This window comes from Vineibacter terrae, assembly GCF_008039615.1.
Taxonomy (GTDB): Bacteria; Pseudomonadota; Alphaproteobacteria; order Reyranellales; family Reyranellaceae; genus Vineibacter; species Vineibacter terrae.
Genome location: NZ_VDUZ01000080.1, coordinates 1 through 25,954, shown reverse-complemented (window position 1 = coordinate 25,954; position 25,954 = coordinate 1). Strand labels below are relative to the sequence as shown.

At 67.6% G+C, this 25,954-nt stretch carries 20 protein-coding genes and 1 tRNA gene; 15 read left to right on the top strand and 6 right to left on the bottom strand.

Annotation, left to right across the window (positions count from 1 at the left end; translation table 11 throughout):
• Nucleotides 1–355 precede the first annotated feature (355 nt).
• Entirely contained in the window at nt 356–3,667 is a 3,312-nt protein-coding gene (carB, locus tag FHP25_RS38815; protein WP_147852377.1) for a carbamoyl-phosphate synthase large subunit, read from the bottom strand.
• Nucleotides 3,668–3,677: 10 nt separating this feature from the next.
• On the bottom strand, nt 3,678–4,889 hold the full coding sequence (gene carA, locus FHP25_RS38810) for a glutamine-hydrolyzing carbamoyl-phosphate synthase small subunit (protein ID WP_147852376.1): 1,212 nt from the start codon (nt 4,887–4,889) through the stop codon (nt 3,678–3,680).
• A 199-nt stretch (nt 4,890–5,088) separates the two neighbouring features.
• On the opposite strand from carA, the gene FHP25_RS38805 reads away from it, so the two are divergent.
• The 8 genes from FHP25_RS38805 to FHP25_RS38770 all read left to right on the top strand — a co-directional run bounded on the left by FHP25_RS38805 (nt 5,089) and on the right by FHP25_RS38770 (nt 11,291).
• Nucleotides 5,089–5,547, top strand: a complete 459-nt coding sequence (locus FHP25_RS38805; protein WP_147852375.1) for a GatB/YqeY domain-containing protein — start codon at nt 5,089–5,091, stop codon at nt 5,545–5,547.
• 31 nt (nt 5,548–5,578) lie between these two features.
• Complete coding sequence (locus FHP25_RS38800) at nt 5,579–5,812, top strand: CopG family ribbon-helix-helix protein (RefSeq protein WP_147852374.1); 234 nt, start codon at nt 5,579–5,581, stop codon at nt 5,810–5,812.
• Nucleotides 5,809–6,096: a type II toxin-antitoxin system RelE/ParE family toxin gene (locus FHP25_RS38795; protein ID WP_331461728.1), complete on the top strand. Its 288-nt coding sequence runs from the start codon at nt 5,809–5,811 to the stop codon at nt 6,094–6,096. Before FHP25_RS38800 ends, FHP25_RS38795 begins: the two co-directional genes overlap by 4 nt.
• 85 nt (nt 6,097–6,181) lie before the next feature.
• Entirely contained in the window at nt 6,182–8,071 is a 1,890-nt protein-coding gene (gene dnaG, locus FHP25_RS38790) for a DNA primase (RefSeq protein ID WP_147852373.1), read from the top strand.
• A gap of 251 nt (nt 8,072–8,322) precedes the next feature.
• Nucleotides 8,323–10,371 carry an RNA polymerase sigma factor RpoD gene (rpoD, locus tag FHP25_RS38785; RefSeq protein ID WP_147852372.1) on the top strand — a complete coding sequence of 683 codons (2,049 nt, stop codon included), beginning with the start codon at nt 8,323–8,325 and terminating at the stop codon, nt 10,369–10,371.
• 78 nt (nt 10,372–10,449) lie between these two features.
• Nucleotides 10,450–10,525: transfer RNA gene (locus FHP25_RS38780), tRNA-Ile, on the top strand.
• Between the two features lie 197 nt (nt 10,526–10,722).
• Entirely contained in the window at nt 10,723–10,920 is a 198-nt protein-coding gene (locus FHP25_RS38775; protein WP_147852371.1) for a type II toxin-antitoxin system VapB family antitoxin, read from the top strand.
• Nucleotides 10,917–11,291 carry a type II toxin-antitoxin system VapC family toxin gene (locus FHP25_RS38770; RefSeq protein ID WP_147852370.1) on the top strand — a complete coding sequence of 125 codons (375 nt, stop codon included), beginning with the start codon at nt 10,917–10,919 and terminating at the stop codon, nt 11,289–11,291. The genes FHP25_RS38775 and FHP25_RS38770 overlap by 4 nt, the downstream gene beginning before the upstream one ends.
• A 2-nt stretch (nt 11,292–11,293) precedes the next feature.
• Here FHP25_RS38770 and FHP25_RS38765 read toward each other — a convergent pair whose 3' ends face one another.
• Nucleotides 11,294–13,150: a VC_2705 family sodium/solute symporter gene (locus FHP25_RS38765; protein ID WP_147852369.1), complete on the bottom strand. Its 1,857-nt coding sequence runs from the start codon at nt 13,148–13,150 to the stop codon at nt 11,294–11,296.
• A gap of 13 nt (nt 13,151–13,163) precedes the next feature.
• Nucleotides 13,164–13,427, bottom strand: a complete 264-nt coding sequence (locus FHP25_RS38760; protein ID WP_231712634.1) for a DUF4212 domain-containing protein — start codon at nt 13,425–13,427, stop codon at nt 13,164–13,166.
• A 258-nt stretch (nt 13,428–13,685) separates the two neighbouring features.
• Here FHP25_RS38760 and FHP25_RS38755 point away from each other — a divergent pair, with 258 nt between their 5' ends.
• Entirely contained in the window at nt 13,686–15,314 is a 1,629-nt protein-coding gene (locus tag FHP25_RS38755; RefSeq protein ID WP_147852367.1) for an MFS transporter, read from the top strand.
• Between the two features lie 294 nt (nt 15,315–15,608).
• Nucleotides 15,609–17,243, top strand: coding sequence for an MFS transporter (locus tag FHP25_RS38750; protein WP_178134112.1), 1,635 nt, complete (start codon nt 15,609–15,611; stop codon nt 17,241–17,243).
• Between the two features lie 84 nt (nt 17,244–17,327).
• Here FHP25_RS38750 and FHP25_RS38745 read toward each other — a convergent pair whose 3' ends face one another.
• Entirely contained in the window at nt 17,328–19,154 is a 1,827-nt protein-coding gene (locus FHP25_RS38745; protein ID WP_147852365.1) for a patatin-like phospholipase family protein, read from the bottom strand.
• 91 nt (nt 19,155–19,245) lie between these two features.
• Nucleotides 19,246–20,004 carry a pentapeptide repeat-containing protein gene (locus tag FHP25_RS38740; protein ID WP_178134111.1) on the bottom strand — a complete coding sequence of 253 codons (759 nt, stop codon included), beginning with the start codon at nt 20,002–20,004 and terminating at the stop codon, nt 19,246–19,248.
• Nucleotides 20,005–20,211: 207 nt separating this feature from the next.
• Here FHP25_RS38740 and FHP25_RS38735 point away from each other — a divergent pair, with 207 nt between their 5' ends.
• The 5 genes from FHP25_RS38735 to FHP25_RS38715 form a co-directional block, all read left to right on the top strand.
• On the top strand, nt 20,212–21,408 hold the full coding sequence (locus tag FHP25_RS38735) for an acyl-CoA dehydrogenase family protein (protein ID WP_147852363.1): 1,197 nt from the start codon (nt 20,212–20,214) through the stop codon (nt 21,406–21,408).
• 181 nt (nt 21,409–21,589) lie between these two features.
• Nucleotides 21,590–22,732, top strand: a complete 1,143-nt coding sequence (locus FHP25_RS38730; RefSeq protein WP_147852362.1) for an acyl-CoA dehydrogenase family protein — start codon at nt 21,590–21,592, stop codon at nt 22,730–22,732.
• A 242-nt stretch (nt 22,733–22,974) separates the two neighbouring features.
• Nucleotides 22,975–24,417, top strand: coding sequence for a hydroxymethylglutaryl-CoA synthase family protein (locus tag FHP25_RS38725; protein WP_147852361.1), 1,443 nt, complete (start codon nt 22,975–22,977; stop codon nt 24,415–24,417).
• Nucleotides 24,418–24,485: 68 nt separating this feature from the next.
• Nucleotides 24,486–25,688: an acetyl-CoA acetyltransferase gene (locus FHP25_RS38720; protein WP_147852360.1), complete on the top strand. Its 1,203-nt coding sequence runs from the start codon at nt 24,486–24,488 to the stop codon at nt 25,686–25,688.
• Nucleotides 25,689–25,776: 88 nt separating this feature from the next.
• A partial coding sequence (locus tag FHP25_RS38715; RefSeq protein ID WP_147852359.1) for an FAS1-like dehydratase domain-containing protein occupies nt 25,777–25,954 on the top strand: 178 nt, incomplete at its 3' end.

Sequence of the window (25,954 nt, the reverse complement as noted above, 5' to 3'; positions counted from 1 at the left end):
TGTCCAGCAACGCGCCTTCGATCTGCTCGACCTGACACCCTCGCTGTAGGCAGCACGAAACACTTCGCAGTCAACAAATCCCTGCGATCACAACAACTTGCTCAATTCCCTCAGGGGTAACTTCGGGTTAGCGGCGGCAGGGAACAGCCCCCTCTCCGCCCACGACGTGGGGGGAGAGGGAGGGGCCCATCGCGCGAGCGATGGGAGGGTGAGGTGGGTGTCGAAGAAGAACGTGATCTCGTTGGACAAACCGCGCCTGGTTTGAGCCCCCTCCTCACCCTCCCACGCTGCGCGTGGGCCCCTCCCTCTCCCCCCGCTGCGCGGGCGGAGAGGGGTTTCAGGGTCGCGCTCCGCGTCAGAAGGCGCGGCTGAAGTAGGACTGCAGCGGCGCCACGTCGAGCGCGCCCGCCTTCAGGGCCGCGATGCCCTCGACCGCGGCGCGCGCGCCGGCGGCCGTGGTGTAGTACGGGATGCGGTTCATAAGCGCCGTGCGCCGCAGGGTGAAGGAGTCGGCGGTCGACTGGGCGCCCTCGGAGGTGTTGATCACCAGCTGCACGCCGCCATCCTTCATCAGATCGACGATATGCGGCCGGCCCTCCAGCACCTTGTTGATGCGCGTCGTCTCGACGCCTTCCTTGCCCAGGAAGTCGGCCGTGCCGGCGGTGGCGACGATGCGAAAGCCCAGCTCGCGCAGCTTGCGCGCGGCGGCCACCATGCCGGCCTTGTCGCGATCGCGCACCGAGATGAAGACGGTGCCTTCCATCGGCACCTTGGTGCCGCCGCCCAGCTGCGACTTGGCGAAGGCGCGGCCGAAATCGCGGTCGATGCCCATCACCTCGCCGGTCGAGCGCATCTCCGGGCCGAGCATGACGTCGACGCCGGGGAAGCGCGCGAAGGGGAACACCGCCTCCTTCACCGCGATGTGGTCGCCTTTCATCACCGGGTCGAGATCGAGCTCGGACAGGCGCTCGCCCGCCATCAGGCGCGCCGCGAACTTGGCGATCGGCAAGCCGGTGGCCTTGGCGACGAACGGCACCGTGCGGCTGGCGCGCGGATTGACCTCCAGGATGTAGACCACGCCGTCCTTGACGGCGTACTGCACGTTCATCAGGCCGCAGACATTGAGCGCCTTGGCCAGCGCCACGGTCTGGCGCTCGATGTCCTGAACCACCGGAGCGGGCAGCGAGTACGGCGGCAGCGAGCAGGCCGAGTCGCCGGAATGCACGCCGGCCTCCTCGATATGCTCCATGATGCCGGCGACGAAGACGTTGCCCTGGGCGTCGGCCAGGGCATCGACATCGACCTCGATCGCATCGCGCAGGTAGCGGTCGAACAACAGCGGGTTCTTGCCCAGCACCGTGTTGATCTGGCCGGTCTTGTCGTTGGGGTAGCGCATCTTGACATCGGGCGGCACCATCTCCGGCAGCACGCCGAAGAGGTAGTCGTTGAGCTGCCCCTCGTCGCGGATGATGGCCATGGCGCGGCCGCCCAGCACGTAGGACGGGCGCACGACCAGCGGCAGGCCGACCTCGGCCGCCACCAGCCGCGTCTGCTCGATCGAGTAGGCGATGCCGTTCTGCGGCTGCTTCAGGTTGAGCCGCTCCAGCAGCCGCTTGAAGCGGTCGCGGTCCTCGGCCAGGTCGATGGCGTCGGGCGTGGTGCCCAGGATCGGGATGCCGGCCGCTTCCAGCGGCTTGGCCAGCTTCAGCGGCGTCTGGCCGCCGAACTGCACGATCAGGCCCAGCAGCTCGCCCCGGCTCTGCTCCTTGCGCACCAGCTCGATGACGTCCTCGGCGGTCAGCGGCTCGAAGTACAGCCGGTCGCTGGTGTCGTAGTCGGTCGACACCGTCTCCGGGTTGCAGTTGACCATGATGGTCTCGAAGCCGGCATCGTGCAGCGCATAGGCCGCGTGCACGCAGCAATAGTCGAACTCGATGCCCTGGCCGATGCGGTTGGGGCCGCCGCCCAGGATGATGATCTTCTTGCGGTCGCTGGGCTCGGCCTCGCACTCGGCCGGCTGCACGCCGTCGCCCTCGTAGCAGGAATAGAGATAGGGCGTGCGCGAGGCGAACTCGGCGGCGCAGGTGTCGATGCGCTTGTAGACCGGCCGCACGTCGAGCGTCTGGCGCAGGGCCGCGACCTCGGCTTCCGTCGACTTGCCCAGCTCGGCCAGGCGCGCATCGGAGAAGCCCATCTTCTTCAGCTGCAGCAGCTTGCCGCGGTCGGCCGGCACGCCGCCGGCGCGGACCGCGGCCTCGACGTCGACGATCTCCTTGATCTGGCGCAGGAACCAGGGCTCGTACTTGCAGGCCTGCGCCACCTCGTCGACGGACAGGCCGTGGCGGAAGGCCTGGGCGATCGTCAGGACGCGGTCCGGCGTCGGCCGCGCCAGCGCGGCCACCAGCGCCGCCTTGTCCGGCGCGTCCTTGATCTCGATCTCGTTCAGGCCGGTGAGGCCGGTCTCCATCGAGCGCAGCGCCTTCTGCAGCGACTCCTGGAAGCTGCGGCCGATCGACATCGCCTCGCCCACGCTCTTCATCGACGTCGTCAGCGACGGCTCGGCGCCGGGAAACTTCTCGAAGGCGAAGCGCGGGATCTTGGTGACGACGTAGTCGATGGTGGGCTCGAACGACGCCGGCGTCACGCCGGTGATGTCGTTGGCGAGCTCATCGAGCGTGTAGCCGACCGCCAGGCGGGCGGCGACCTTGGCGATCGGGAAGCCAGTGGCCTTGGACGCCAGGGCCGAGCTGCGCGACACGCGCGGGTTCATCTCGATCACGACCATGCGGCCATCGCGCGGATTGACGGCGAACTGCACGTTGGACCCGCCGGTGTCGACCCCGATCTCGCGCAGCACCGCGATCGAGGCGTTGCGCATGATCTGGTATTCCTTGTCGGTGAGCGTCAGCGCCGGCGCCACCGTGACCGAATCGCCGGTGTGGATGCCCATCGGGTCGACGTTCTCGATCGAGCAGATGATGATGCAGTTGTCGTGCCTGTCGCGCACGACCTCCATCTCATATTCCTTCCAGCCCAGCACCGACTCCTCGACCAGCACCTCCTTGGTCGGCGACGCCTCCAGGCCGCTCTGCACGATGTCGAAATATTCGTCGCGGTTGTAGGCGATGCCGCCGCCGGTGCCGCCCAGGGTGAAGGACGGGCGGATGATCGCCGGCAGGCCGACGAACTCCACGGCCTTGGTCGCATCCTCGCGGTTGTGCACGATCTGGCTGCGCGGCGACTGAAGCCCGATGCGGGTCATGGCGTCGCGGAACAGCAGCCGGTCCTCGGCCTTGTCGATGGCCACAGCGTTGGCACCGATCAGCTCGACGCCCAGCGCCTCGAGCCGGCCGTCGCGGTGCAGCGCCATCGCGGTGTTCAGCGCCGTCTGGCCGCCCATGGTCGGCAGCACCGCGTCGGGGCGCTCCTTCTCGATGATGCGGGCCACCATGTCGGGCGTGATCGGCTCGATATAGGTGGCGTCGGCCAGGCCGGGATCGGTCATGATCGTGGCCGGGTTCGAGTTCACCAGGATCACCCGGTAGCCCTCGGCCTTCAGCGCCTTGCAAGCCTGCACGCCGGAGTAGTCGAACTCGCAGGCCTGGCCGATGACGATCGGCCCGGCGCCGATCACGAGGATGGATTTGATGTCGGTGCGTTTGGGCATCAGCAGCCCCTCACTTGGTCTTCTTGTGGGCTGCGATCATGTCGACGAACCGGTCGAACAGGTAGTGGCTGTCGGTCGGTCCGGGTGATGCTTCCGGGTGGTACTGCACGGAGAATGCCGGCTTGTCGGTCAAGCGCAGGCCCTCGTTGCTGCCGTCGAACAGCGAGACGTGGGTCACCTCGACGTTCTTGGGCAGCGTCTCGGGCATGACGACAAAGCCGTGGTTCTGGCTGGTGATCTCGACCTTGCCGGTCGTGAGGTCCTTGACCGGCTGGTTGGCGCCGCGGTGGCCGCGCGCCATCTTGGCCGTCTTGCCGCCGACCGCCAGCGCCAGCATCTGATGGCCAAGGCAGATCCCGAACAGCGGCACGCCCGATGCCAGCACGCCCTGGATCGCCGGCACGGCATACTCGCCCGTGGCCGCCGGATCACCCGGCCCGTTGGACAGGAACACGCCATCGGGCTTGTGGCGCAGGATGTCCTCGGCCGTCGCCGTCGCCGGCACCACGGTCACCTTGCAGCCGGCATTGGCCAGGCAGCGCAGGATGTTGCGCTTGGCGCCGTAGTCGACGGCGACCACGTGATACTGGGGATCGGCCTGCCTGCCGTAGCCGTGGCCCAGCGACCACACCGACTCGTCCCAGCCGTAGGTCTGGCGCGTCGAGACCTCGAGCGCCAGGTCCATGCCCTCCAGGCCGGGCCAGGCGCCGGCCTCCCGCACCAGCGCCGGGATGTCGAACCTGCCGTCCGGGGCGTGCACCACCAGGCCGTTGGGGGCGCCGCCGTCGCGGATGCGGCGGGTGACCTGGCGCGTGTCGACGCCGCAGACGCCGGGCAGGTTGTGCGATTTCAGCCAGGCGTCGAGCGGCCGTGAGGCGCGCCAGTTGGCGGGATCGGTGATGTCCTGGCGCAGCACCACGGCGCGGGCGGCGGGCGTGACGGTCTCGATGTCCTCGTCGTTGGTGCCGGTGTTGCCGATATGGGGAAAGGTGAAGGTGATGATCTGCCCGGCATAGGACGGATCGGTGATGATCTCCTGATAGCCGGTCATCGACGTGTTGAAGCAGACCTCGCCCACGGCCATGCCGGCGGCCCCGACACCGCGCCCCCAGAACACGGCGCCATCGGCGAGGACCAGCGCTGCGGTGGCGCCGGCCGGTTGTGCGGGCGCGGGCCGAGTCCCGGCGCCCGGAGCGGCGCCGGTCGAGGAAGGTGTGGTCATGATGGCGGATCCGATCGTGCAGACGCGCACCAGCCGGCGGACCGGCGTGCGCGAAACCCGGCGCTTTGTAATGATCGGACCGCGCCGCGTCAACCCCAGGCCCGCGGGCAAAACGCCAGCTATTTCAACAGGTTATTTTCGTTGCTCCGAAGCGAGCCTGGGACTATGGTGGGCGCTTCCCAGCCCTGCCGAGGCCACCATGTTGCGCGACCAGCTCAACGAAGCGCTGAAAGATGCCATGCGCGCCAAGGACATGGCGGCGGTGTCGACCGTCCGCCTGATCCTGGCCAAGCTCAAGGACCAGGACATCGAGGCCCGGTCCAAGGGCAACCAGACCGGCATTTCCGATGCCGACATCCTGGTGATGTTCGGCGGCATGATCAAGCAGCGCAACGAGAGCATCGCGGCCTTTACCCAGGGCGGCCGGCAGGAGCTGGCTGCCAAGGAGCAGGCCGAGATCGAGGTCATCCGCCGCTTCATGCCGCAGCAGCTCGACGCCGCGGGCGTCGAGGAGGCCGTGCGCCAGGGCATCGCCGCCACCGGTGCCACCAGCGTCAAGCAGATGGGCCCGCTGATGGCATGGCTGAAGGCCAACTACGCCGGCCAGATGGACTTCTCGCAGGTTGCAGGCACGGTGAAGAAGGCCCTGGGCGGGTGAGATTTGCTATGCTGGCAACGGGAGACCTCCAATGCCCGACTCCAGTGTGACACTTGACTTGACCGACGAGGATCGCGAGCGCTTGGCCCGATTGGCCGCCGCGACGGGCCGCAGCGAGAGTGTGCTCGCGGCCGAGGCGCTGCACGCTTATCTTGATATTCAAGCTTGGCAACTGGATGAAATCCGCACGGGCCTGGCGGAGGCCGATGCAGGCGACTTTGCCAGTCCGGAGGAAGTCGAGGCGGTGTTTCGGAAGCACCGGTGATAGAGGTTCGCTGGCTGCGGGGAGCCCTCGTCAGCCTCAATCGCGAGATCGACTACATCGCGGCGCGTAATCCGGATGCAGCGAAAAGGATTGCAAACCGTATAGAAAGCACCGTGCAGCGCCTTTCAGCTTCTCCGGAATCAGGCCGGCCAGGCCGCATCGCCGGAACCCGAGAGCTGGTCGTATCGGGTACGCCATACATTGTTCCGTACCGAATCAGGGCCAGCCGCGTCGAGATCATCCGCGTCTTCCACGGCATGCGCCGCTGGCCGGACACCTTCTGACCGCGGGACTATTGCCACGGTTATCCAGGCGATCCCCACCCTGCTGGCGGTCGCCCCGCGGCGTCCGACGGCATAAGATTGCCTCATGGCCTTCCCGCCCAACTTCCTGGACGAGCTGCGCAACCGGATCACGCTGTCGGAGCTGGTCGGGCGGCGTGTCGTGCTCAAGCGCAAAGGGCGCGAACATGCCGGCCTGTGCCCGTTCCATAACGAGAAGACGCCGTCCTTCTGGGTGAACGACCAGAAGGCCTTCTTCCATTGCTTCGGCTGCGGCGCGCATGGCGATGCCATCGGCTTCGCCATGCGCATCGACAACCTGTCGTTCCCCGAAGCGGTCGAGCGCCTGGCGGGCGAAGCCGGCCTGGAGGTGCCCGAGACCACGCCCCATGAGCGCGAGCGGGCCAAGGCCGTCGCCACCCTGCACCAGGTGACCGAGACCGCGACGATCTGGTTCGAGCAGCAGCTGCGCATGCCCGGCGGCAAGCCCGGCCTCGACTACCTGCGCGGCCGCGGCCTGGGTGAGGACACGATCACCCGCTTCCGGCTGGGCTTCGCGCCGGACAACCGCGAGGCGCTGCAGGCGGCGCTGCGCCGCACCGGCGCCACCGACCGGCAGCTGGTCGACACCGGGCTGGTGATCCAGCCGGAGGACGGCGGACGCGCGCCCTATGACCGGTTCCGCGGCCGGGTGATGTTTCCGATCCACGACCGGCGCGGGCGCATCATCGCATTCGGCGGCCGGATCATCGGCGCCGGCGAGCCGAAATACCTGAATTCGCCCGAAACCGAGCTGTTCCACAAAGGCGACAACCTCTACTGCCTGCATCTGGCGCGCGAGGCGGCGGCCAAGGGCCGGCCCGTGATCGTCGCCGAGGGCTACATGGATGTGATCGCGCTGCATGTCGCGGGCTTCGACGGCGCCGTCGCCCCCCTGGGCACGGCCCTGACCGAAAGCCAAATCGCGCTGCTGTGGCGCTATGCCGACGAGCCCTATCTCTGCTTCGATGGCGACAATGCCGGCCGGCGCGCCGCCACCCGCGCCGCCGAACGCGCGCTGCCCCTGCTGAAGCCGGGCAAGAGCCTGCGCTTCGTCACCCTGCCCCCCAGCCACGACCCCGACAGCCTGATCCGCGACCACGGGCCCGCGGCGTTCGAGGCCTGCCTCAAGCAGGCGCGGCCGCTGGTCGACATCGTCTGGGATCTCGAGACCGCGGGGCAGCCGATGGACACCCCGGAGCGCAGCGCCAGCGTTGCCGCCGCCCTGCAGCAGCGGGCCGCCTCGATCGGCGACCCGATCGTGCGCGGCTACTACCAGGACGCCCTGCGCAAGCGCCTGTGGGAGCTGCGCCGGAGCGGCAACGGTGCCGGCGGCGGGCGGCGGCCGGCCCGCGGCGATCCGCGCGTTCGACGCAGCCCGGCCCCGGGCGGCCGCAGCCGGTTCGACGCCGGGCCGCCGGCCTGGTTCCCCGATGGCGCCGCGCTGCGCGTGGCGGCCCAGGACCTGGATGTCGGGCGCCGCGAGCGGGTGCTGCTCGGCGCCATCCTGGCGCGCCCGGCCTGGCTGCATGACCTGGCCGAGGAGATCGCGGCGCTGCCGCTGAGCCGCAGTGACCTGGATCGTCTGCGCACCATCCTGCTCGATGTCGCCGGGATGGCCCTGGCGCCCGACGATACGCCCGGCGATACGCTGGAGGCCGCCGAGATGCGGATCGTGACCGGCCGCGCCACCGCAGCGGGCCTGGCAGCGGTGCTGGAAGCCCTGCGCCACGAGGCTGAGCGCTGGCTCGGAACGGCCGATCCGGAGGCGGCGCTGGGCCAATGGCGCCATATCGCCGACCGCCATCGCGCGACCGTCACCGACGCGGCCGACCGGCGCGCCGCGGCCGCCGACCTGGCCGACAAGTCGGTCGAGGACATCGAGCTGCCCCTGGCCCGGATCGAGCGGATGCTGCGCCGGTCCGGAACCGAGGATTGAGGACTGCCCGTGGGCCGGCCATTGGGGGCCGCCAAGTGTCGCAGCCCCTGGCGGAACGAGGCAGCACTGCCTTAATTGGCCAAGCCAGATGCTTTTGGACTGGTCGGGCCTGCGCGTCATCGCTATATAACGGCCATGCCTGTCGGCCCCTCGGCGACGGGCTTTATACCGTTTATGGGTGCAGGATGGCGCACCGCGCGGCGGACGCCCCGCAACCCGCGCTGCGGCGCAAGACGATGGGATTCCATACGATGGCGACCAAGCCGGCCACTACAGCCGAAACGCCCGAAAAGCCCGAAGACGTCACTGATTCGCCCCTTCTGGACTCCCTCGGCGCCGGTCTGAAGAAGCTGGTGCAACGGGGCAAGGAGCGTGGTTACGTCACGGTAACTGAACTGGCGTCGGCCCTGCCGCCGGAAGACGTGTCCTCGGAGCAGATCGAGGACACGATGGCGATGCTGTCGGAGATGGGCATCACGCTCGTCGATTCCGACGACAACGAGGACATCGTCGAGGAGAAGCCGGCCAGCGCCGCGACCCCGACCGACGGCAAGGTCGCGGCCCCGGCCAGCGGCGAGGACGAGGAAGAGGATTACGGCCGCACCGACGACCCGGTGCGCATGTACCTGCGCGAGATGGGCAGCGTCGAGCTGCTCAGCCGCGAAGGCGAGATCGCGATCGCCAAGCGCATCGAGGCCGGCCAGGAGAAGATGATCGGCGCGATCTGCGAAAGCCCGCTGACCATCCACGCGCTGCTGGAGTGGCGCGACGCCCTGACCGAGGGCCGCCTGCTGCTGCGCGACGTGATCGACCTCGAGGCGACCTATGGCGGCGTGCCCGAGGGCGACGGCACCAAGCCGCCGGAAGGCGCTGCCAACGGCGCTGGCAAGGCGCCGATGCCGCCACGGCCGGCCCCCGGGCCGCGCCCGGTGCCGGCGGCCGCGCACAAGCCGGCTGCCGTGGCCGGCGAGGACGGCGCCCCGGCCGAGGCCCCTGCCGAAGCCGGCGCCGAGGAGGATGACGACACCGTCAACGTCTCGCTGTCGGCGATGGAGGAGAAGCTCAAGCCGGAAGTGCTCAAGACGCTGTCGAAGATCGCCAAGACCTATGGCGAGATGTCGAAGGTGCAGAACCGCCGGCTCTCGACGCTGCAGCGCGGCCACAAGCCGTCGACGGATTTCGAGCGCCGCTACGAGCATTTCCGCAAGAAGATCGTCGAGATGGTGCGCACCATCCATCTCAACAACAACCGCATCGAGCAGATGCGCGACCAGCTCTACGACATCAGCCGCAAGCTGATGAACGCCGAGGGCAAGCTGATGCGGCATGCCGACAGCATGCGCATCCGGCGCGACGAGTTCCTCGAAGCGTATTTCGGCCACGAGCTCGACCCCAACTGGCTCGAGAAGGTGCAGAAGCTGCCCAACAAGGGCTGGAAGGAGCTGGCGCGCCGGCGCGGCACCGAGGTCACCGATATCCGCGCCGAAGTCGCGTCGCTGGCGGCGCATTCGGGGCTGCCGATCGCCGAGTTCCGACGCATCGTGAAGACGGTGCAGGAAGGCGAGCGCGAGGCCAGCCGGGCCAAAAAGGAGATGGTCGAGGCCAACCTGCGGCTGGTCATCTCGATCGCCAAGAAGTACACCAACCGGGGCCTGCAGTTCCTCGACCTGATCCAGGAAGGCAACATCGGCCTGATGAAGGCGGTCGACAAGTTCGAGTACCGCCGCGGCTACAAGTTCTCGACCTACGCCACGTGGTGGATCCGCCAGGCCATCACGCGCTCGATCGCCGACCAGGCTCGCACCATCCGCATCCCGGTGCACATGATCGAGACGATCAACAAGCTGGTGCGCACCAGCCGGCAGATGCTGCACGAGATCGGCCGCGAGCCGACGCCGGAGGAGCTGGCCGAGAAGCTCGGCATGCCGCTGGAGAAGGTGCGCAAGGTGCTGAAGATCGCCAAGGAGCCGATCAGCCTCGAGACGCCGATCGGCGACGAGGAGGATTCGCATCTCGGCGATTTCATCGAGGACAAGAACGCGGTCATCCCGCTGGACGCCGCCATCCAGGGCAACCTGCGCGAGACCACGACCAAGGTGCTGGCCACGCTCACGGCGCGCGAGGAGCGCGTGCTGCGCATGCGTTTCGGCATCGGCATGAACACCGACCACACGCTGGAGGAGGTCGGCCAGCAGTTCTCGGTGACGCGCGAGCGCATCCGCCAGATCGAGGCCAAGGCGCTGCGCAAGCTCAAGCATCCCAGCCGCTCGCGCCTGCTGCGCAGCTTCCTCGACGGCTGAGGCGAGGATCAAGGGGCACAGCCTCGTGCCCCTTGCCGAAGCAGCGCATTTTCCCTTACATCGCCGGCGCGTAGGGTGGGGCCTGTAGTTCAGCGGTTAGAACGGGCCGCTCATAACGGTTAGGTCGCAGGTTCGAATCCTGCCGGGCCCACCATCCTGCTTCGCGCAACATGTGCCGGATTGAGGCCTGCTTGCGCCTCCGCACCCTTCGTCTTCGAAGATGCGATGCATGCCGATAGACACCCGCTTCGGGCTACCAGGACGCGCGGGCGCGGCAGGCAACCAGCGTAGGCATTGGAACGAACATCATGTGATGCTAAAATCGTGCCTACCGACGCTGGAGACAGCCTGATGCGCACGACCCTCGCCCTGGATGACGATCTACTGGCAAAGGCGCAAGCCTACACGGGGCTCCAGGAGAAGTCCGCGCTTGTCCGCGAGGCCCTCAAAGCCTTGGTCGAGCGGGAAAGCGCGCGGCGACTGGCGCGCCTGGGCGGCAGCGAGCCGGACCTGAGAAGGCCTCGCAGACGGCGGACAAAGCCGACGTGATCCTGGTCGACACGTCCGTTTGGGTCGACTACCTGCGGGCTGGGGACAAGACCCTTGCCAGCCTGCTGGTCGCGGCGAGCGTTGTCTCTCACCCCTTCGTCGTCGGAGAACTGGCGTTGGGCTTCCTACGCCAACGTTCGCTTATCCTACAAGAGTTGCAGGCACTGCCGCAGGCCATCGTGGCGACCGATGAAGAAGTCTTGCGCTTCATCGACCAGCATAGGCTTTTCGGCCTTGGGATCGGCTACGTCGATGCGCACCTTCTCGCATCCGTCCGGCTAACAGACCACACCTCGCTGTGGACGCGGGACAAGCGCCTCGGCGAGGTTGCCCAGCGCCTCGGCGTTGCGGCAGCTCTTCCTCGACCCTGAGATCACGGCAGCCGGTCCAGGTTCGCGACCTTGCCCTTGGGCGTGCGGATGGAGTCCACCATCTCCTGGACCTCGGGCGCGGCCGGGCGGGTCAGCAGGGTCGTCACCCACATCGCCAGGAACGAGACGGGCACGCCGATCACGCCGACCGCGATGTTGTCGATGCCCCAGATATAGGCCACCTCGCGCCCGCGGGCGGCGACGATCCGCACGTCGGCCAGCCAGCCCAGCGTGCTCCTGACCCACGGGCCGTAGAACTCGGTCGCGATCAGCACGAAGACGCAGACCGTGAAGCCGACGGCGATCCCGGTGACGCCGGCGGCGGTGCCGCAGCGCTTCCACCAGATGCCCAGCACCAGCGGCGCGAAGAGGCCCGATGCCGCGATCGCGAACGCCCAGGCGACCAGGAACAGGATGTTGGCGCCCAGTGTGCCGGCGCCCCACGCCGCCATGCCGGCAACGAAGATCAGGAACACCCGCGAGATGATCAGGCGGCGGCGCGCATCGGCGTTGGGGTCGATCACCTTGTAGTAGATGTCGTGGCTGAGCGCGTTGGCGATGCTGAGCAGCAATCCGTCGGCCGTCGACAGCGCCGCCGCCAGGCCGCCTGCCGCGACCAGGCCGGTGATCACGTAGGGCATGCCGGAAATCTCCGGTGCCGCCAGCACCACGGCGTCCGACAGGATGCGGAACTCGCCCGCCTGGATGATGCCGTCGCCGTTGAGGTCCACGACCTCGATCCAGGGGATGCCGCCATAGGGCGACGGCAGGGCCCAGGCCTTGATCCAGGCCGGCAGGTCGGCCACGGGGTGGCCGATCACGCTGTGATAGACCTCGAGCTTGGTGAAGGCGGCGTAAGCCGGCGCCATCAGGTACAGCAGCAGGATGAAGAAGAGGCACCAGGCGACCGAGTTGCGCGCTGCGCGCACCGTCGGCGTCGTGAAGTACCGCATCAGGATATGCGGCAGGCTGGCTGTCCCGACCATCAGGCAGAACCCCAGCATGAGGAAGTTGAGCACGGACGTGACGTCGAACGCGCCCGAAGCGTCGAGAAAGGCGCTGGTGTAGGTGCGCGCCAGCCCCATCGCATGCTCGATCTTCTCGATCTCCTCCAGCGTCGAGCCGTAGCTGAACAGCGCGAAGGGCGAGCCGGTCTGCTTGAGGGACAGCACGGTGACCGGCACGACGAAGGCGACGACCAGCACGACGTACTGCGCCACCTGCGTCCAGGTGACGGCCCGCATGCCGCCCAGCAGCGAGCACACCAGCAGGCCGGTCAATCCGGCGAACACCGCCATCTGGAAGCTCAGCCCCAGGAAGCGCTGCGTGATCAGGCCGATGCCGACCAGCTGGGCCACGATGTAGAGGCAGGAGGCGACCACCAGCACCAGCACGCTCACCAGCCGCGCCGCGTGGCCGCCATAGCGGGCGCCAAGAAAATCAGGGATCGTGTACTGTCCGAACTTGCGCAGATACGGCGCCAGCAAAGTCGCCACCAAGACAAACCCGCCGGTCCAGCCCAGCACGAAGACCAGGCCGCCATAGCCGAACAGGTAAAGCGTGCCGGCGAGCCCGATGAACGACGCGGCGCTCATCCAGTCCGCCGCCGAGGCCAGGCCGTTGTACAGCCCCGGCACGCGCCGGCCGGCGACGTAGTAGTCCTGGATGCTGCGCGTGCGGGCGCCGATGCCGATGACCGCGTACACGGCCAGCGGCGGCAGGACGATGACGTAGCCCAGCAGCTTGTGGCCGGCGCCGGCCATCTCCAGGGCCGCCAGCACCAGGATCAGCAGCGAGAAGGCGACACCGTAGCCGGCGACCCATTTGCCCGGCGAGACGATGGAGAAGCGCGAGAACATCGCCGCCGGCTCCTCAGGCTTCGTCCATGTCGAAATCGCGATCGATGCGATCCTGACAGACCACGAAGACGGCCAGCAGCAGCACGAAGACGATCAGCGAGCCTTGCGCGGCAATGTAGAAGCCGAGAGGAAAGCCGAGGAACCGCACCTCGTTGAAGACCGGCGCGGCGAGATGCACCACGAAGGCCGCCACGAACCAGACGCCCACCAGCGTCAGCGCCAAGACACGGGTACGCTTCCAGTAAGCCCGCCGTCGATCGGACTCCGGATCGGCCATCTCCATCCCCACGGACGCAAGCCATGCCGGTGCTGCGTCGAGCGCAGCGACCTTTTTCTTGTTGCTCGAACGGTGCCCGCATCGTGTCGCCGTCCGCCAGTGCTTTCGCACTGCACACAAGCGCGCGTTTTGTCGCAGCACCCCTCTGGCCGATAGGCGGCTTTAAAATATTCATAGAGTATTGCCGATCGCAGCCGCCCCTAAAACGAGCAAGCAAATCGGCTGTCAGGCTGCAAAGCCGATTTAGGGGGAAACGCGATGGCAATCAGCGCGACAGCGAACGGCTATGCCTCACCGGCCGAGGAACGTAAGGTCATCGTCGCCTCGTCCGTGGGCACCGTCTTCGAGTGGTACGACTTCTACCTCTACGCGACCCTGGCGCCCTTCTTCGCGGCGCTGTTCTTCCCGCCCGGCAACCAGACCGCCGCCTTGCTGTCGGCCTTCGCGACCTATGCCGCGGGCTTCCTCGTGCGCCCCTTTGGCGCCGTGATCTTCGGCCGGATCGGCGACCTCGTGGGCCGCAAGTATACCTTCCTGGTGACCATCGTGGTGATGGGCGCTTCCACCTTCGCGGTAGGCCTCCTGCCGACCTACGCCGCCGTCGGCTGGCTGGCGCCGGTGCTGCTGGTGCTGCTGCGCCTGCTGCAGGGCCTGGCGCTGGGCGGCGAGTATGGCGGCGCCGCCACCTATGTCGCCGAGCACGCACCGAACGACAGGCGCGGCTACGCCACGAGCTGGATCCAGACCACGGCGACCCTGGGCTTCTTCCTGTCGCTGGCCGTGATCGGCCTGTGCCGCACCCAGATGGAAGCCGCCACCTTCGCCGACTGGGGCTGGCGCGTTCCCTTCCTGGTGTCGCTGATCCTGCTCGCCTTCTCGGTCTACATCCGGCTGAAGCTGAACGAGTCGCCGGTGTTCCAGCGCATGAAGGCGGAAGGCAAAGGCTCCAGCCAGCCGCTGACGGACAGCTTCCTGCGCTATCCCAACAACAAATACGTGCTGCTGGCGCTGCTGGGCGCCACGGCCGGCCAGGGCGTGGTCTGGTACACGGGCCAGTTCTACGCCTTGTTCTTCCTGACGATCACGCTGAAGGTCGACTACCTGACGGCCTACGCCCTGATAGCGATCTCGCTGCTGATCGGCACGCCGTTCTTCGTGTTCTTCGGCTGGCTATCCGACCGCATCGGGCGGCTGAAGATCATCCTCGCGGGCTGCCTGATCGCGGCCGTCACGTACTTCCCGCTGTTCGCGCTGCTGACCCACTACGTCAACCCGGACCTGGAGGCGTTCCAGGCCAGGACGAAGATCATGGTCACCGCCGACCCGCAGACCTGCAGCTTCCATATCTTCGTCGGCCCGTGGTCGAAGTTCACCGAGTGCGACCGCGCCCAGGACCTGCTGACGAAGTCGGGCCTGTCCTTCACGACCGAGAAGGGCGTCGCCGGCTCGCTGCCGGTGGTGGCGATCGGTGACACCAAGATCGAGTTCGACGCCAAGGAAGGCGCCGGCAAGGTGAACGCGGCGCTGAAGGCCGCGGGCTACGCCCCGACCGCCGACAAGGCGAAGATCAACTGGTTCATGGCCGAGCTGATCCTGGTCATCTTCCTGATCTACGTGACCATGGTCTACGGCCCGATCGCCGCCTTCCTGGTCGAGATGTTCCCGACCAGGATCCGCTACACCTCGATGTCGCTGCCCTACCATATCGGCAACGGCTGGTTCGGCGGCATGCTGCCCCTGCTGGCGACGGCGCTGGTCGCGTGGAAGGGCGATATCTACTACGGCCTCTGGTACCCGATCATCGTCGCCGTGATGACGCTGGTGATCGGCGCCATCTTCCTCAAGGACACCAGGGGCCGCGACCTGCACGCCGACAACGGGGCCTGAACACAGCGCCGGCCGCCGGCCGGCACCGGACCAGCGGCCCGGGCGCGTTCCCGGAACCGCCGCCTGCAACCAGCAGCCCGCGCCGGGTGCGTCTGCCCCCGGCGTGTTTTGGTGCGCCGAGCCTGGAGCGACATATCATTGCAAAATTTCGACACAATTTGACGCAGTGCGGATTCGCGCAGCCGCGTTCGAGTAATTTTCATGCGAATCAGCATTATCGCACGGCGCATGCTGGCGATGGCGCGGGAGGAGATCATCGCGCCGGGGCAACAACCGGGAGGACTTCGCATGGCAATGGCTGGCGCGCTGCGTGGGCGCGACAACGTCGACCTCAGCTCGGCGGAAACGCGCAAGGTGATCTTCGCGTCGTCGCTTGGCACCGTGTTCGAGTGGTATGATTTTTATCTGTTCGGATCGCTGGCCGCGATCATGAACAAGAACTTCTTCTCCGGCGTCTCGGAGACCGCCGGCTTCGTGTTCGTGCTGCTGGGCTTCGCCGCCGGCTTCGCGGTGCGCCCGTTCGGCGCCATCTTCTTCGGCCGTCTGGGCGACCTGATCGGCCGCAAGTACACGTTCCTCGTCACCATCCTGATCATGGGCCTGTCGACCGCCGTGGTCGGCTTCCTGCCGAGCTATGCCACCATCGGCATCGCCGCCCCGATCATCCTGATCGGCCTGCGCCTGCTGCAAGGCCTGGCCCTGGGCGGTGAGTATGGCGGCGCCGCAACCTACGTCGCCGAGCACGCGCCGATGGGCAAGCGCGGCCTCTACACCTCCTGGATCCAGACCACGGCGACCTTGGGCCTGTTCCTGTCGCTGCTGGTGATCCTGGCGTGCCGCGAAGGCCTCGGCGCCGCGGCGTTCGAAGCCTGGGGCTGGCGCATCCCGTTCCTGGTCTCGATCCTGCTGCTGGCCATCTCGGTCTGGATCCGGCTGTCGCTCAACGAGTCGCCGGTGTTCCAGAAAATGAAAGCCGAGGGCAAAGGGTCGAGCTCGCCGCTCAAGGACTCCTTCGGCCAGTGGTCCAACCTGAAGATCGTGATCCTCGCGCTCATCGGCCTCACCGCGGGACAGGCCGTGGTCTGGTACACGGGCCAGTTCTACACGCTCTTCTTCCTGACCCAGACGCTCAAGGTCGACCTCACGACGGCAAACGTGCTGATCGCCCTGTCGCTGGCGATCGCCACGCCCGGGTTCATCTTCTTCGGCTGGCTCAGCGACCGCATCGGCCGCAAGCACATCATCATGGCCGGCTGCCTGGTCGCGGCCGTCTCCTACTTCCCGCTGTTCGGCGCGCTCACCAAGTACGCCAACCCGCAGCTGGAAGCCGCTGTCGCCAAGGCCCCCGTGGTGGTCGTAGCCGACCCGGCCACCTGCTCCTTCCAGTTCAATCCCACGGGCACAGCGACCTTCACCCGCCAGTGCGACCAGGCCAAGGCGCTGCTCGCCAAGGCCGGCGTGCCCTACAGCAACGAGGTTGCGCCGGCCGGCACCGCCGACACCAAGGTCAAGATCGGCAGCACGGTCATCGACAGGTTCGACGCCAAGGCCATCAACGCGGCGCTGGCCGAAGCCGGCTACCCGGCCAAGGCCGACCCGAAGGTGCTGGCGGCGTTCTCGAGCAACTGGTGGATGGTGCTGCTGATCCTCACCATCCTGGTGATCTTCGTCACCATGGTCTACGGCCCGATCGCAGCCATGCTGGTCGAGCTGTTCCCGACCCGCATCCGCTACACCTCGATGTCGCTGCCCTACCATATCGGCAACGGCTGGTTCGGCGGCTTCCTGCCGGCCACCGCCTTCGCCCTGGTGGCCTGGAAGGGCGACATCTACTATGGCCTCTGGTACCCGATCGTGTTCGCCCTCATGACGTTCGTGGTCGGCATGCTGTTCGTGCGCGAGACCAAGGACCGGTCGATCACCGACTAGGTTCCGTGCAAAAACGCAACGGCCCGGGCAATCCCGGGCCGTTTGTTTTTGGTCGGGCCGCGGCGCGGCCCATCATCACCTCCCTCACACCAGGTACAGGCGCTTGGCGACGGGCTCGCCGCGGGTGGCTTCCAGCACCTTCATCGCCTCGACGTAGCCGGCCTCGACGACCTGATCGAACCGGGTCCAGTCCAGCAGGTCGACGTCCTTCATCGCCGGCAGCACCAGCATGTCGACCTGGGTGCGGTCGGTGAGCGCGCGCGACGTGCTGCCGACCAGCGCCGAGCGCAGCAGCAGGCGCACGATGGACGGTATCGGCAGCGTCTCACCGCGGCTCCAGACCAGCCGGCGCAGGAACTCCCAGGCCGACCACGATTCGACGACGTCGTTGCCCGCCATCAGCTCGCCGCCGGTGTCGATGTCGACGCCGACCACCGGGCCACGGCCGATGTTGCGCATCGCCGTGACCGGGAAGTTGTCGATGACGCCGCCATCGACATGCACGCTGCCGGACGCCAGCACCGGCGGCAGGACGCCGGGGATCGAGACGCTGGCGCGCAGCCAATGCCACAGCTTGCCGCGGCGATGGACATCGGCGTTCTGGCGCGTGAGGTTGGCGGAGACGCAGAAGAACGGCTTGGGCAGATCCTCGATATCGACCTCGCCGAAGGCGGCACGCAGCAGCCGGGTCACACGCTTGCCCGAGAACAGCGACACGAAGGGCACGGTGTAGTCGTTCAGCGGGTTGCGGTCGGCGAAGGCATGCCGGAAGCGCTCCTGCATCTCCTCGATCGTCCAGCCGGTGGCAACGCTGGCGGCGACGATGGCGCCCATGCTGGTGCCACCCACCAGGTCGATCGGCACGCCTGCCTCGCGCAGGGCCCGCACCGCGCCGATATGGGCGAAGCTGCGGGCGCCGCCGCCGGCCATCACCACGCCGACCGCCCGGTTCATCAGCAGCCGCGCCAGCCGGTTGAAATCGTTGTCGCGGCCCAGGCGAACATGATGGTGCATGCCGTAGTCCTGGCCGTTGAGCCATTGCGCCGTGCTGCCGGCCTTGGCCCTGCGGCCGCTTTCATGCACCAGCACGAGCTCGCGGCGCGACCGGAAGGGACCGCCGCGGAACATCTCCTCGGCCCGGATCGCGTCGATCAGCTGCGGGCCGCTCGGCGGGCGATCCGACATGGCCAGGATCAGCAGCGCATCGGCCTGGCGCAGGCACAGCCGCGTCCATGGCGTCAGGCCGGGCTCGGCGCGGTAGATGACGAACGCCGACTCAGCCTCAGCGCGGTAGAAGTTCTCCGGCGGCTGGCCCATGGACTCCGGGCCGATCACCTCGACGCCGCCCTGGGCCTGCAACCGCTTCAGGGCCGCCGCCAGGTCTGCGGCGAACGGCGCGCACGGCGTGTCCAGGCCGTGCGGCAGCAGCGCGATGGTGCGCGGCGGCCGCATGTCGGGACGCGGCGGCGAGCCGTAGCGCTCGACCACCTTGGCCAGAAGCCCCATCAGCGCCTCGGGATGATCGGCGCAGACGCGCTCGAACTCGCTGCGCGTCAGGCGCAGCACCTCGCTGTCACGGATGGCGGCGATGGTGTGCGAGCGGCGACGATGGCCGATCAGCGACATCTCGCCCACGATGTCGCCGACCGGGATCTCGGCGATGACGCGCGCGTTGCCCTCCGGCCCGGGCGGATCGAACACGGCCAGGCAGCCGAACGACACGACATAGAGGGCATCGCCGGGGTCGCCGGCCTCGAACAGGGTGGCGCCGCCCGGAATCGGGATCACCTCGAAGGAGGCCTCGACGACGCCCAGGGTCCCGTCGTCGAGCCCGGAGAACAGCGGTGCCCGACGCAGGGCAGCAGTCCGCCGCGCCCGCGGGTCGACCAGCCCCGCTACTGCCTCGTTCATCGTCCGCCAACCTCAAAGGGGCACGCAGGATTGCACCGCCACCGGCGCCAAGGCAAGACGCCGCCGCCGGATCGTCCACGGACGGGGTGCGTCATTGCGCGCGAAGCACCAGCCCCCTGACGGTCGGCAGGCCGATCGCGCCATCGAGCTTCGCCTGGTCGAAGGTCGCGCCCGTGGCGTCGGCGCCGGTCAGGTCGGCGCCCCTGAGGTCGGCGCCGACGAAATTCGCCATGTGCAGCGCGGCACCGCGGAAATCCGCGCCACGCAGGTTGGCCCAGCTGAGCACGGCGCGGCCAAGATCGGCGCCCGCGAAGCGCGCCCCTTCGAGGTTGGCGCCGGTGAAATCCATGCGCATCAACCCCATCGACTGGTTGCGCATGTCGGCCGCCATCCTGGCCCCGGAGAAATCGGCGCCGCGCAGGTCGAGGTGGCCGAAGCGGGCGATGACGCGGGCGCCGGCAAAGCTGGCGCCCGCGAAGAGCGGCGCGTGCGCGGCCGAGAACTCGAGGCCCGGCGCGACCACCAGGCCCTGCACGCTGGCGCCGGCAAGGTCGGCGCCCGTGAAGTCGGCGCGCATCACCCAGGCCAGATTGAGGTTCGCGCCGGCGAGCCGGGCGCCGCGCAGCCAGGCGCTGTCGAGCTTGACGGCGCGCATGTTGGCGCCGGTGAAGCGGGCGAAGCTGAGATCGAGGTCGCTGAGGTCGAGTTTCTCCAGCGACCGGCCGGAGAAGTCGGCCGGCGCGGCCGGCGTGGCCACCGCCAGCTTCCGCACCACCTCCTCGCGTGTGAGGTCGGCCGCCCGGGCCGGCGCCAGGGCAAGGACGAGCAGGCTGACAAGGACCGCGGTCATCCACATGGCAACCTCGCGCTGAGCGAGCCCTCATCGAAGGGGCCGATCCGGCCGCCACCGGCGCCGTCCGGCACATGGCCGGCCTGGGTTCCGCGCCGCGAACGCCCTGTCCGGCCGGTCTTGCCCGGCAGGGCACGGCTGTTAGTATCCGGCCGAAGTTGAACCGGACGTCACGCGCCGTGGCGCGGCACCCTCCGGAGGAGATCGATGGACCTCGCTTTCACCCCCGAAGACATCGCATTTCGCGATGAGGTGCGTGCCTTCGTCAAGGCCAACCTGCCGCCGGACATCGCCGACAAGGTGGCGAACGGCAAGCATCTGGTGCGCGACGACTTCATGCGCTGGCAGCAGGCGCTGGGCCGCAAGGGCTGGCTCGTCTACACGTGGCCCAAGAAGCACGGCGGCCCGGGCTGGACGGTGACGCAACGCTACATCTTCGAGAATGTCTGCGCCGACATGAACGCGCCGGGCATCATCCCGTTCGGCACCAAGATGGTCGGGCCGGTGATCTACACCTTCGGCAACGACGAGCAGAAGGCGCGCTTCCTGCCCGGCATCCGCGAATCGTCGGTGTGGTGGTGCCAGGGCTATTCCGAGCCGGGCTCCGGTTCCGACCTGGCCTCGCTGCGCACGCGCGCCGTGCGCGAGGGCGACCACTACGTGGTCAACGGCTCCAAGACCTGGAACACGATGGGCCACTGGGCCGACTGGATCTTCTGCCTGGTGCGCACCGACCCCGGCGCCAAGCCGCAGGAAGGCATCTCGTTCCTGCTGATCGACATGAAGACGCCGGGCATCACGGTGAAGCCGATCATCATGGCCGACGGCGGCCATGAGGTGAACGAGGTGTTCTTCGACAACGTCAAGGTGCCGGCCGAGAACCTGGTGGGCAAGGAAGGCGAAGGCTGGACCTACGCCAAGTTCCTGCTCGCCAACGAGCGGCTGGGCATCGCCGCGGTGCCGCAGTCAAAGCGCGGCGTCGACGCGCTCAAGCAGATCGCGCGCAGCGAGACGCAGGACGGCAAGCCGCTGATCGAGGACCAGGATTTCCGCAACAAGCTGGCCGACCTCGAGATCCAGGTGACGGCGCTGGAGTACACCGAGCTGCGCGCCCTGTCGGCGATGGCGGCCGGCGGCGCCCCCGGGCCGGAGGTGTCGTTCCTCAAGATCCGCGGCTCGGAGATCCAACAGCGCATCAGCGAGCTGGCGGTCGAGGCCGTAGGCTATTATGCCATGCCCTATCAGCCCGCCCTGCTCTGGCACGGCGCCAACGAGGAGCCGATCGGACCCGAGCACGCCCACATCGCCGCGCCGCGCTATTTCAACGTGCGCAAGACGACGATCTACGGCGGCTCCAACGAGATCCAGCGCAATGTGATCTCGAAGATGGTGCTGGGATTGTGATGACACCCTTCCCCCGGCGGGGGAAGGTGGCGCGAAGCGCCGGAAGGGGGATGTCGCAGCAGGATCGGTCTCGGTTCCAGCGAGCCGCGTTCGATCGAGCATTCCCCTTCCGCCCTTCGGGCGCCTTCCCCCTCCGGGGGAAGGAAAGCTACGGTACGGGAACACGGAGGGAGTAAGTCGGATGGATCTGTCGTATTCGGACGAACAGAAGCAGATCAAGGAAGGCGTCGAGCGTTTCGTGCGCGAGCAGTACGCGTTCGAGACGCGGCGCAAGATCGCGGCCACGGATCGCGGCTGGCTGCCCGAGAACTGGGCCAAGTTCGCCGAGCTGGGCTGGCTCGGGATGTCGTTCAGCGAAGCCGATGGCGGCTTCGGCGGCGGCATGGTCGAGACGGCGATCCTGATGGAGGCCTTCGGCACCGGCCTGGTGCTCGAGCCCTACCTGCCGACGGTGGTCATGGGCGGCGGCCTGCTGGCGGCCGGCGGCAGCGCGGCGCAGAAGGAGGCGCTGCTGGCGCCGATGATCGGCGGCGAGAAGCAGTTCGCTGTCGCCTACGCCGAGAAGCAGTCGCGCTACAACCTTGCCGACGTGGCGGTCACCGCCAAGAAGAGCGGCAACGGCTACGCGCTGTCCGGCCACAAGGGCGTCGTCTACAACGCCGCGTCGGCCGACACGATCTTCGTGACGGCGCGCACGTCAGGCGGCCAGCGCGACGAGAAGGGCGTCACCGTCTTCGCCGTCGACGCCAAGGCCAAGGGCATCACGCGGCGCGACTATCCCACGCAGGATGCGCTGCGCGCGTCGGAGGTGACGTTCGACAACGTCAGCGCCGGCGCCGATGCCGTGGTCGGCCAGGTCGACAACGGGCTGGCGCTGCTCGAGGGCGTGCTCGACCGCGCCATCGTGGCGCTGTGCGCCGAGGCGGTCGGCTGCATGGACGCGCTCAACAAGCAGACGCTCGAGTACATCAAGACGCGCAAGCAGTTCGGCGTGCCGATCGGCAAGTTCCAGGTGCTGCAGCATCGCATGGTCGACTGCTTCACCAACGCCCAGGAAGCGCGCTCGATGACCCTGATGGCGACGCTCAAGATCGACGACCCGGACGCCACGGTGCGCAAGAAGGCGGCCTCGGGCGCCAAGGTCCAGATCGGCAAGTCGGGCAAGTTCGTGGGCCAGAGCGCCGTGCAGATGCATGGCGGCATGGGCGTCACCGACGAGTTGGCGGTCAGCCACTACTTCAAGCGCCTGACCATGATCGACACCTTGTTCGGCAGTCAGCAGCACCACCTGACACGCTACGGCAACCTGTCGATGGCGGCATGAACCCAGACAGAAGCCCGGCCCGTGCCGGGCTTCTTGCTTTCAAGGGATCGTCGAAGAGTTGCAATCGTTCCACACATCGGAACCCATGTCCGCGGCGCGGGGCGGATGAGCAAAATCGATGTCGCGCGCGACGGTCGCCGGGTCTAAGGTAAATCGGCATTCACGAGCCTGATGCACTCTCGCCGGGAGGCCAGCGCTCACGCAAGCAGAACCAAGTTTTTTCATTTGGAGGGATTTGGCGAATGGTCGGCATCACGGCTTTCGGCGCCTACGTTCCGCGGCTGCGGCTCAACCGCCAGGCGGTCTACGAGGCGAACAAGTGGTTCGCGCCCGGCTTGCGCGGACAGGCCAAGGGCGAACGCTCGATGGCCAACTGGGACGAGGACTCGATCACGATGGCTGTCGAGGCGGCGCGCGACTGCCTCAACGGCACCGATCCCAAGAGCCTGAAGAACCTCTACTTCGCCTCGACCACGCATCCGTTCAAGGACCGCCAGAACGCGGCCGTTATCGGCACCGCGCTCACCGTCGAGCAGGGCCTGATGGCGGCCGATATCGGCGGCTCGCAGAAGGCCGGCACCTCGGCCCTGATCGCCGGCCTGAACGCCGCCGGCTCGGGCGCGGCGACCATGGTCGCCGCCGCCGACAAGCGGCTGGCGCGCGTCGCCTCGGCCACCGAGCTGCAGTACGGCGACGGCGCCGCGGCCCTGATGCTGGGCACCGACAACGTGATCGCCAAGCTGCTGGGCACGCGCTCGGTGTCGATGGACTTCGTCGACCATTTCCGCGGCGACGAGTCGGACTTCGACTACGGCTGGGAAGAGCGCTGGATCCGTGACGAAGGCTACGCGAAGATCGTGCCGCCCGCGATCAAGGACGCGCTGCAGGCGTTCGGGCTGAAGGGTGCCGACATCACCCACTTCATCATGCCCAGCCTGATGGGCGCGGTGCCCAAGCAGATGGCCAAGATGTCGGGCATCGCCGAGACCGCGGTGCGCGACCTGCTGAATGCCACGCTGGGCGACACCGGCTCGGCGCACGCGCTGGTGATGCTGGTCGACGCGCTGGAGACCGCCAAGCCGGGTGACAAGATCCTGGTCGTCGGCTTCGGCCAGGGCGTCGACATCATCGCCCTGGAGGTCACGGCCGAGATCGGCAAGCTCAGCAAGCGCCTGGGCCTGTCGGGCTGGCTGGCGCGGCGGAAGGAAGAGAAGAACTACCTGAAGTTCCTCGCCTTCAACGAGATGCTGCCGCTCGACAAGGGCATGCGCGCCGAGTTCGACAAGAAGACGGCGCTGTCGGTCCTGTGGCGCAAGCGCGACATGATCTACGGCCTGGTCGGCGGCAAGTGCCGGGTCTGCGGCACCATCCAGTTCCCGCGGGCGCAGATCTGCGTCAATCCCAACTGCCACGCGATGGACAGCCAGGACGACTATCCGATGGCCGGGCTCGAAGCCTCCATCATGTCGTTCACGGCCGACTCGCTCACCTATTCGCCGGAACCGCCGGCGTACTACGGCATGATCACCTTCCCCGAGGGCGGGCGATTCACGGCCGACTTCACCGACTGCGACAAGGAACAGGTCAAGGTCGGCACCAAGATGCGCATGACCTTCCGCATTCGCGACAACGACACGATGCGCGGCGGCTTCAAGCGCTACTTCTGGAAGGCGGCGCCGGCCTGACCGGCGCCTCCTTCCCCCGCGTTTTCATCGAGTTCCAGAGAGTACAGAGCACGAAAGGAGACCGTGCGATGGCCAAGGGCATCAAGGACAAGGTCGCGATCCTGGGCATGGGCTGCTCGAAGTTCGGCGAACGGTGGGACTCCGGCGCCGAAGAGCTCATGGTCGAGGCCTTCAAGGAATGCGTGGCAGATGCCGGCATCGACATGAAGCAGATCCAGGCCGCCTGGTTCTCGACCGCGATCGACGAGGTGCATGTCGGCAAGTCGGGCGTGCCGCTGTCGGTGACGCTGCGCCTGCCGAACATCCCGGTGACGCATGTCGAGAACTTCTGCGCTTCGGGCACCGAAGCCTTCCGCGGCGCCTGCTACGCGGTCGCCTCGGGCGCTGCCGACTTCGCGCTGGCGCTGGGCGTCGAGAAGCTGAAGGACACCGGCTACGGCGGCCTGCCGGGCGGCCGTGGCGGCCCGCTGCAGGCGCTGTGGAACGCCAACGGCACGGCGCCGGGCAACTTCGCACAGCTCGCTTCGGCCTACATGGCGACGCACAACGTCAAGTATGACGACCTCAAGCGCGCCATCGCCCACGTGTCGTGGAAGAGCCACCAGAACGGCGCCAAGAACGCCAAGGCCCACCTCCAGAAGGCGGTGGACATGGATACGATCCTCAACGCGCCGATGATCGCAGCGCCGCTTGGCCTGTTCGACTGCTGCGGCGTGTCGGACGGCGCGGCGGCGGCGATCGTCACCACGCCGGAGATCGCCAAGTCGCTGGGCAAGCATGACCTGATCAGCGTCAAGGCGCTGCAGCTGGCCGTGTCCAACGGCTCGGAGTCGGGCCACAACTCGTGGGACGGCAGCTACCTGCACACCACGCGGATCGCCTCGAAGCGCGCCTACGAGGAGGCGGGCATCAAGAATCCGCGCGACGAAGTCTCGATGTTCGAGGTGCATGACTGCTTCTCGGTCACCGAGCTGGTGACCATGGAAGACCTGCACATCTCAGAGACCGGCAAGGGCTGGAAGGATGTGCTCGACGGCTTCTACGACGCCGACGGCAAGATCCCCTGCCAGATCGACGGCGGCCTGAAGTGCTTCGGCCACCCGATCGGTGCCTCGGGCCTGCGCATGCTGTACGAGATGTACCTGCAGCTGCAGGGCAAGGCGGGTCCCCGCCAGCTGAAGGATCCGAGGATCGGCATGACCCACAACCTCGGCGGCCTGCCGCGCGAGAACGTGTCGTCGGTCTCGATCATCGGACGCCTCGACGCCTAGCGACCATCACCGACCGCCCGGTTCCGCACGGAGCCGGGCGGTTTTCTGTATCTGGACCACGGCGACTCAAGGAGGGAAGACCCAGGCCATGCTCGACAAGAAACTCATCGGCCATACGTTCACGCCGTTCACAGCCACGGTCGAAGCCGGCAAGATCCGGCTGTTCTGCAAGGCGATCGGCGAGGAAGACCCGATCTATCAGGACGAGGCCGCCGCCAAGGCCGCCGGCTACCGCGCCATCCCGGCGCCGCCCACCTTCCTGACGG

Bases quoted from the DNA above. Each gene is read 5' to 3' on its own strand.
- FHP25_RS38760 (WP_231712634.1), bottom strand. From the start codon at position 13,427: ATGGCCGATCCGGAGTCCGATCGACGGCGGGCTTACTGGAAGCGTACC.
- FHP25_RS38735 (WP_147852363.1), top strand. From the start codon at position 20,212: ATGGACCTCGCTTTCACCCCCGAAGACATCGCATTTCGCGATGAGGTG.
- FHP25_RS38720 (WP_147852360.1), top strand. From the start codon at position 24,486: ATGGCCAAGGGCATCAAGGACAAGGTCGCGATCCTGGGCATGGGCTGC.
- FHP25_RS38775 (WP_147852371.1), top strand. From the start codon at position 10,723: ATGCGCACGACCCTCGCCCTGGATGACGATCTACTGGCAAAGGCGCAA.
- FHP25_RS38750 (WP_178134112.1), top strand. From the start codon at position 15,609: ATGGCTGGCGCGCTGCGTGGGCGCGACAACGTCGACCTCAGCTCGGCG.
- FHP25_RS38745 (WP_147852365.1), bottom strand. From the start codon at position 19,154: ATGAACGAGGCAGTAGCGGGGCTGGTCGACCCGCGGGCGCGGCGGACT.
- FHP25_RS38800 (WP_147852374.1), top strand. From the start codon at position 5,579: ATGCCCGACTCCAGTGTGACACTTGACTTGACCGACGAGGATCGCGAG.
- carB (WP_147852377.1), bottom strand. From the start codon at position 3,667: ATGCCCAAACGCACCGACATCAAATCCATCCTCGTGATCGGCGCCGGG.
- dnaG (WP_147852373.1), top strand. From the start codon at position 6,182: ATGGCCTTCCCGCCCAACTTCCTGGACGAGCTGCGCAACCGGATCACG.
- FHP25_RS38765 (WP_147852369.1), bottom strand. From the start codon at position 13,150: ATGTTCTCGCGCTTCTCCATCGTCTCGCCGGGCAAATGGGTCGCCGGC.
- FHP25_RS38755 (WP_147852367.1), top strand. From the start codon at position 13,686: ATGGCAATCAGCGCGACAGCGAACGGCTATGCCTCACCGGCCGAGGAA.
- FHP25_RS38730 (WP_147852362.1), top strand. From the start codon at position 21,590: ATGGATCTGTCGTATTCGGACGAACAGAAGCAGATCAAGGAAGGCGTC.
- FHP25_RS38805 (WP_147852375.1), top strand. From the start codon at position 5,089: ATGTTGCGCGACCAGCTCAACGAAGCGCTGAAAGATGCCATGCGCGCC.
- carA (WP_147852376.1), bottom strand. From the start codon at position 4,889: ATGACCACACCTTCCTCGACCGGCGCCGCTCCGGGCGCCGGGACTCGG.
- FHP25_RS38740 (WP_178134111.1), bottom strand. From the start codon at position 20,004: ATGACCGCGGTCCTTGTCAGCCTGCTCGTCCTTGCCCTGGCGCCGGCC.
- FHP25_RS38725 (WP_147852361.1), top strand. From the start codon at position 22,975: ATGGTCGGCATCACGGCTTTCGGCGCCTACGTTCCGCGGCTGCGGCTC.
- rpoD (WP_147852372.1), top strand. From the start codon at position 8,323: ATGGCGACCAAGCCGGCCACTACAGCCGAAACGCCCGAAAAGCCCGAA.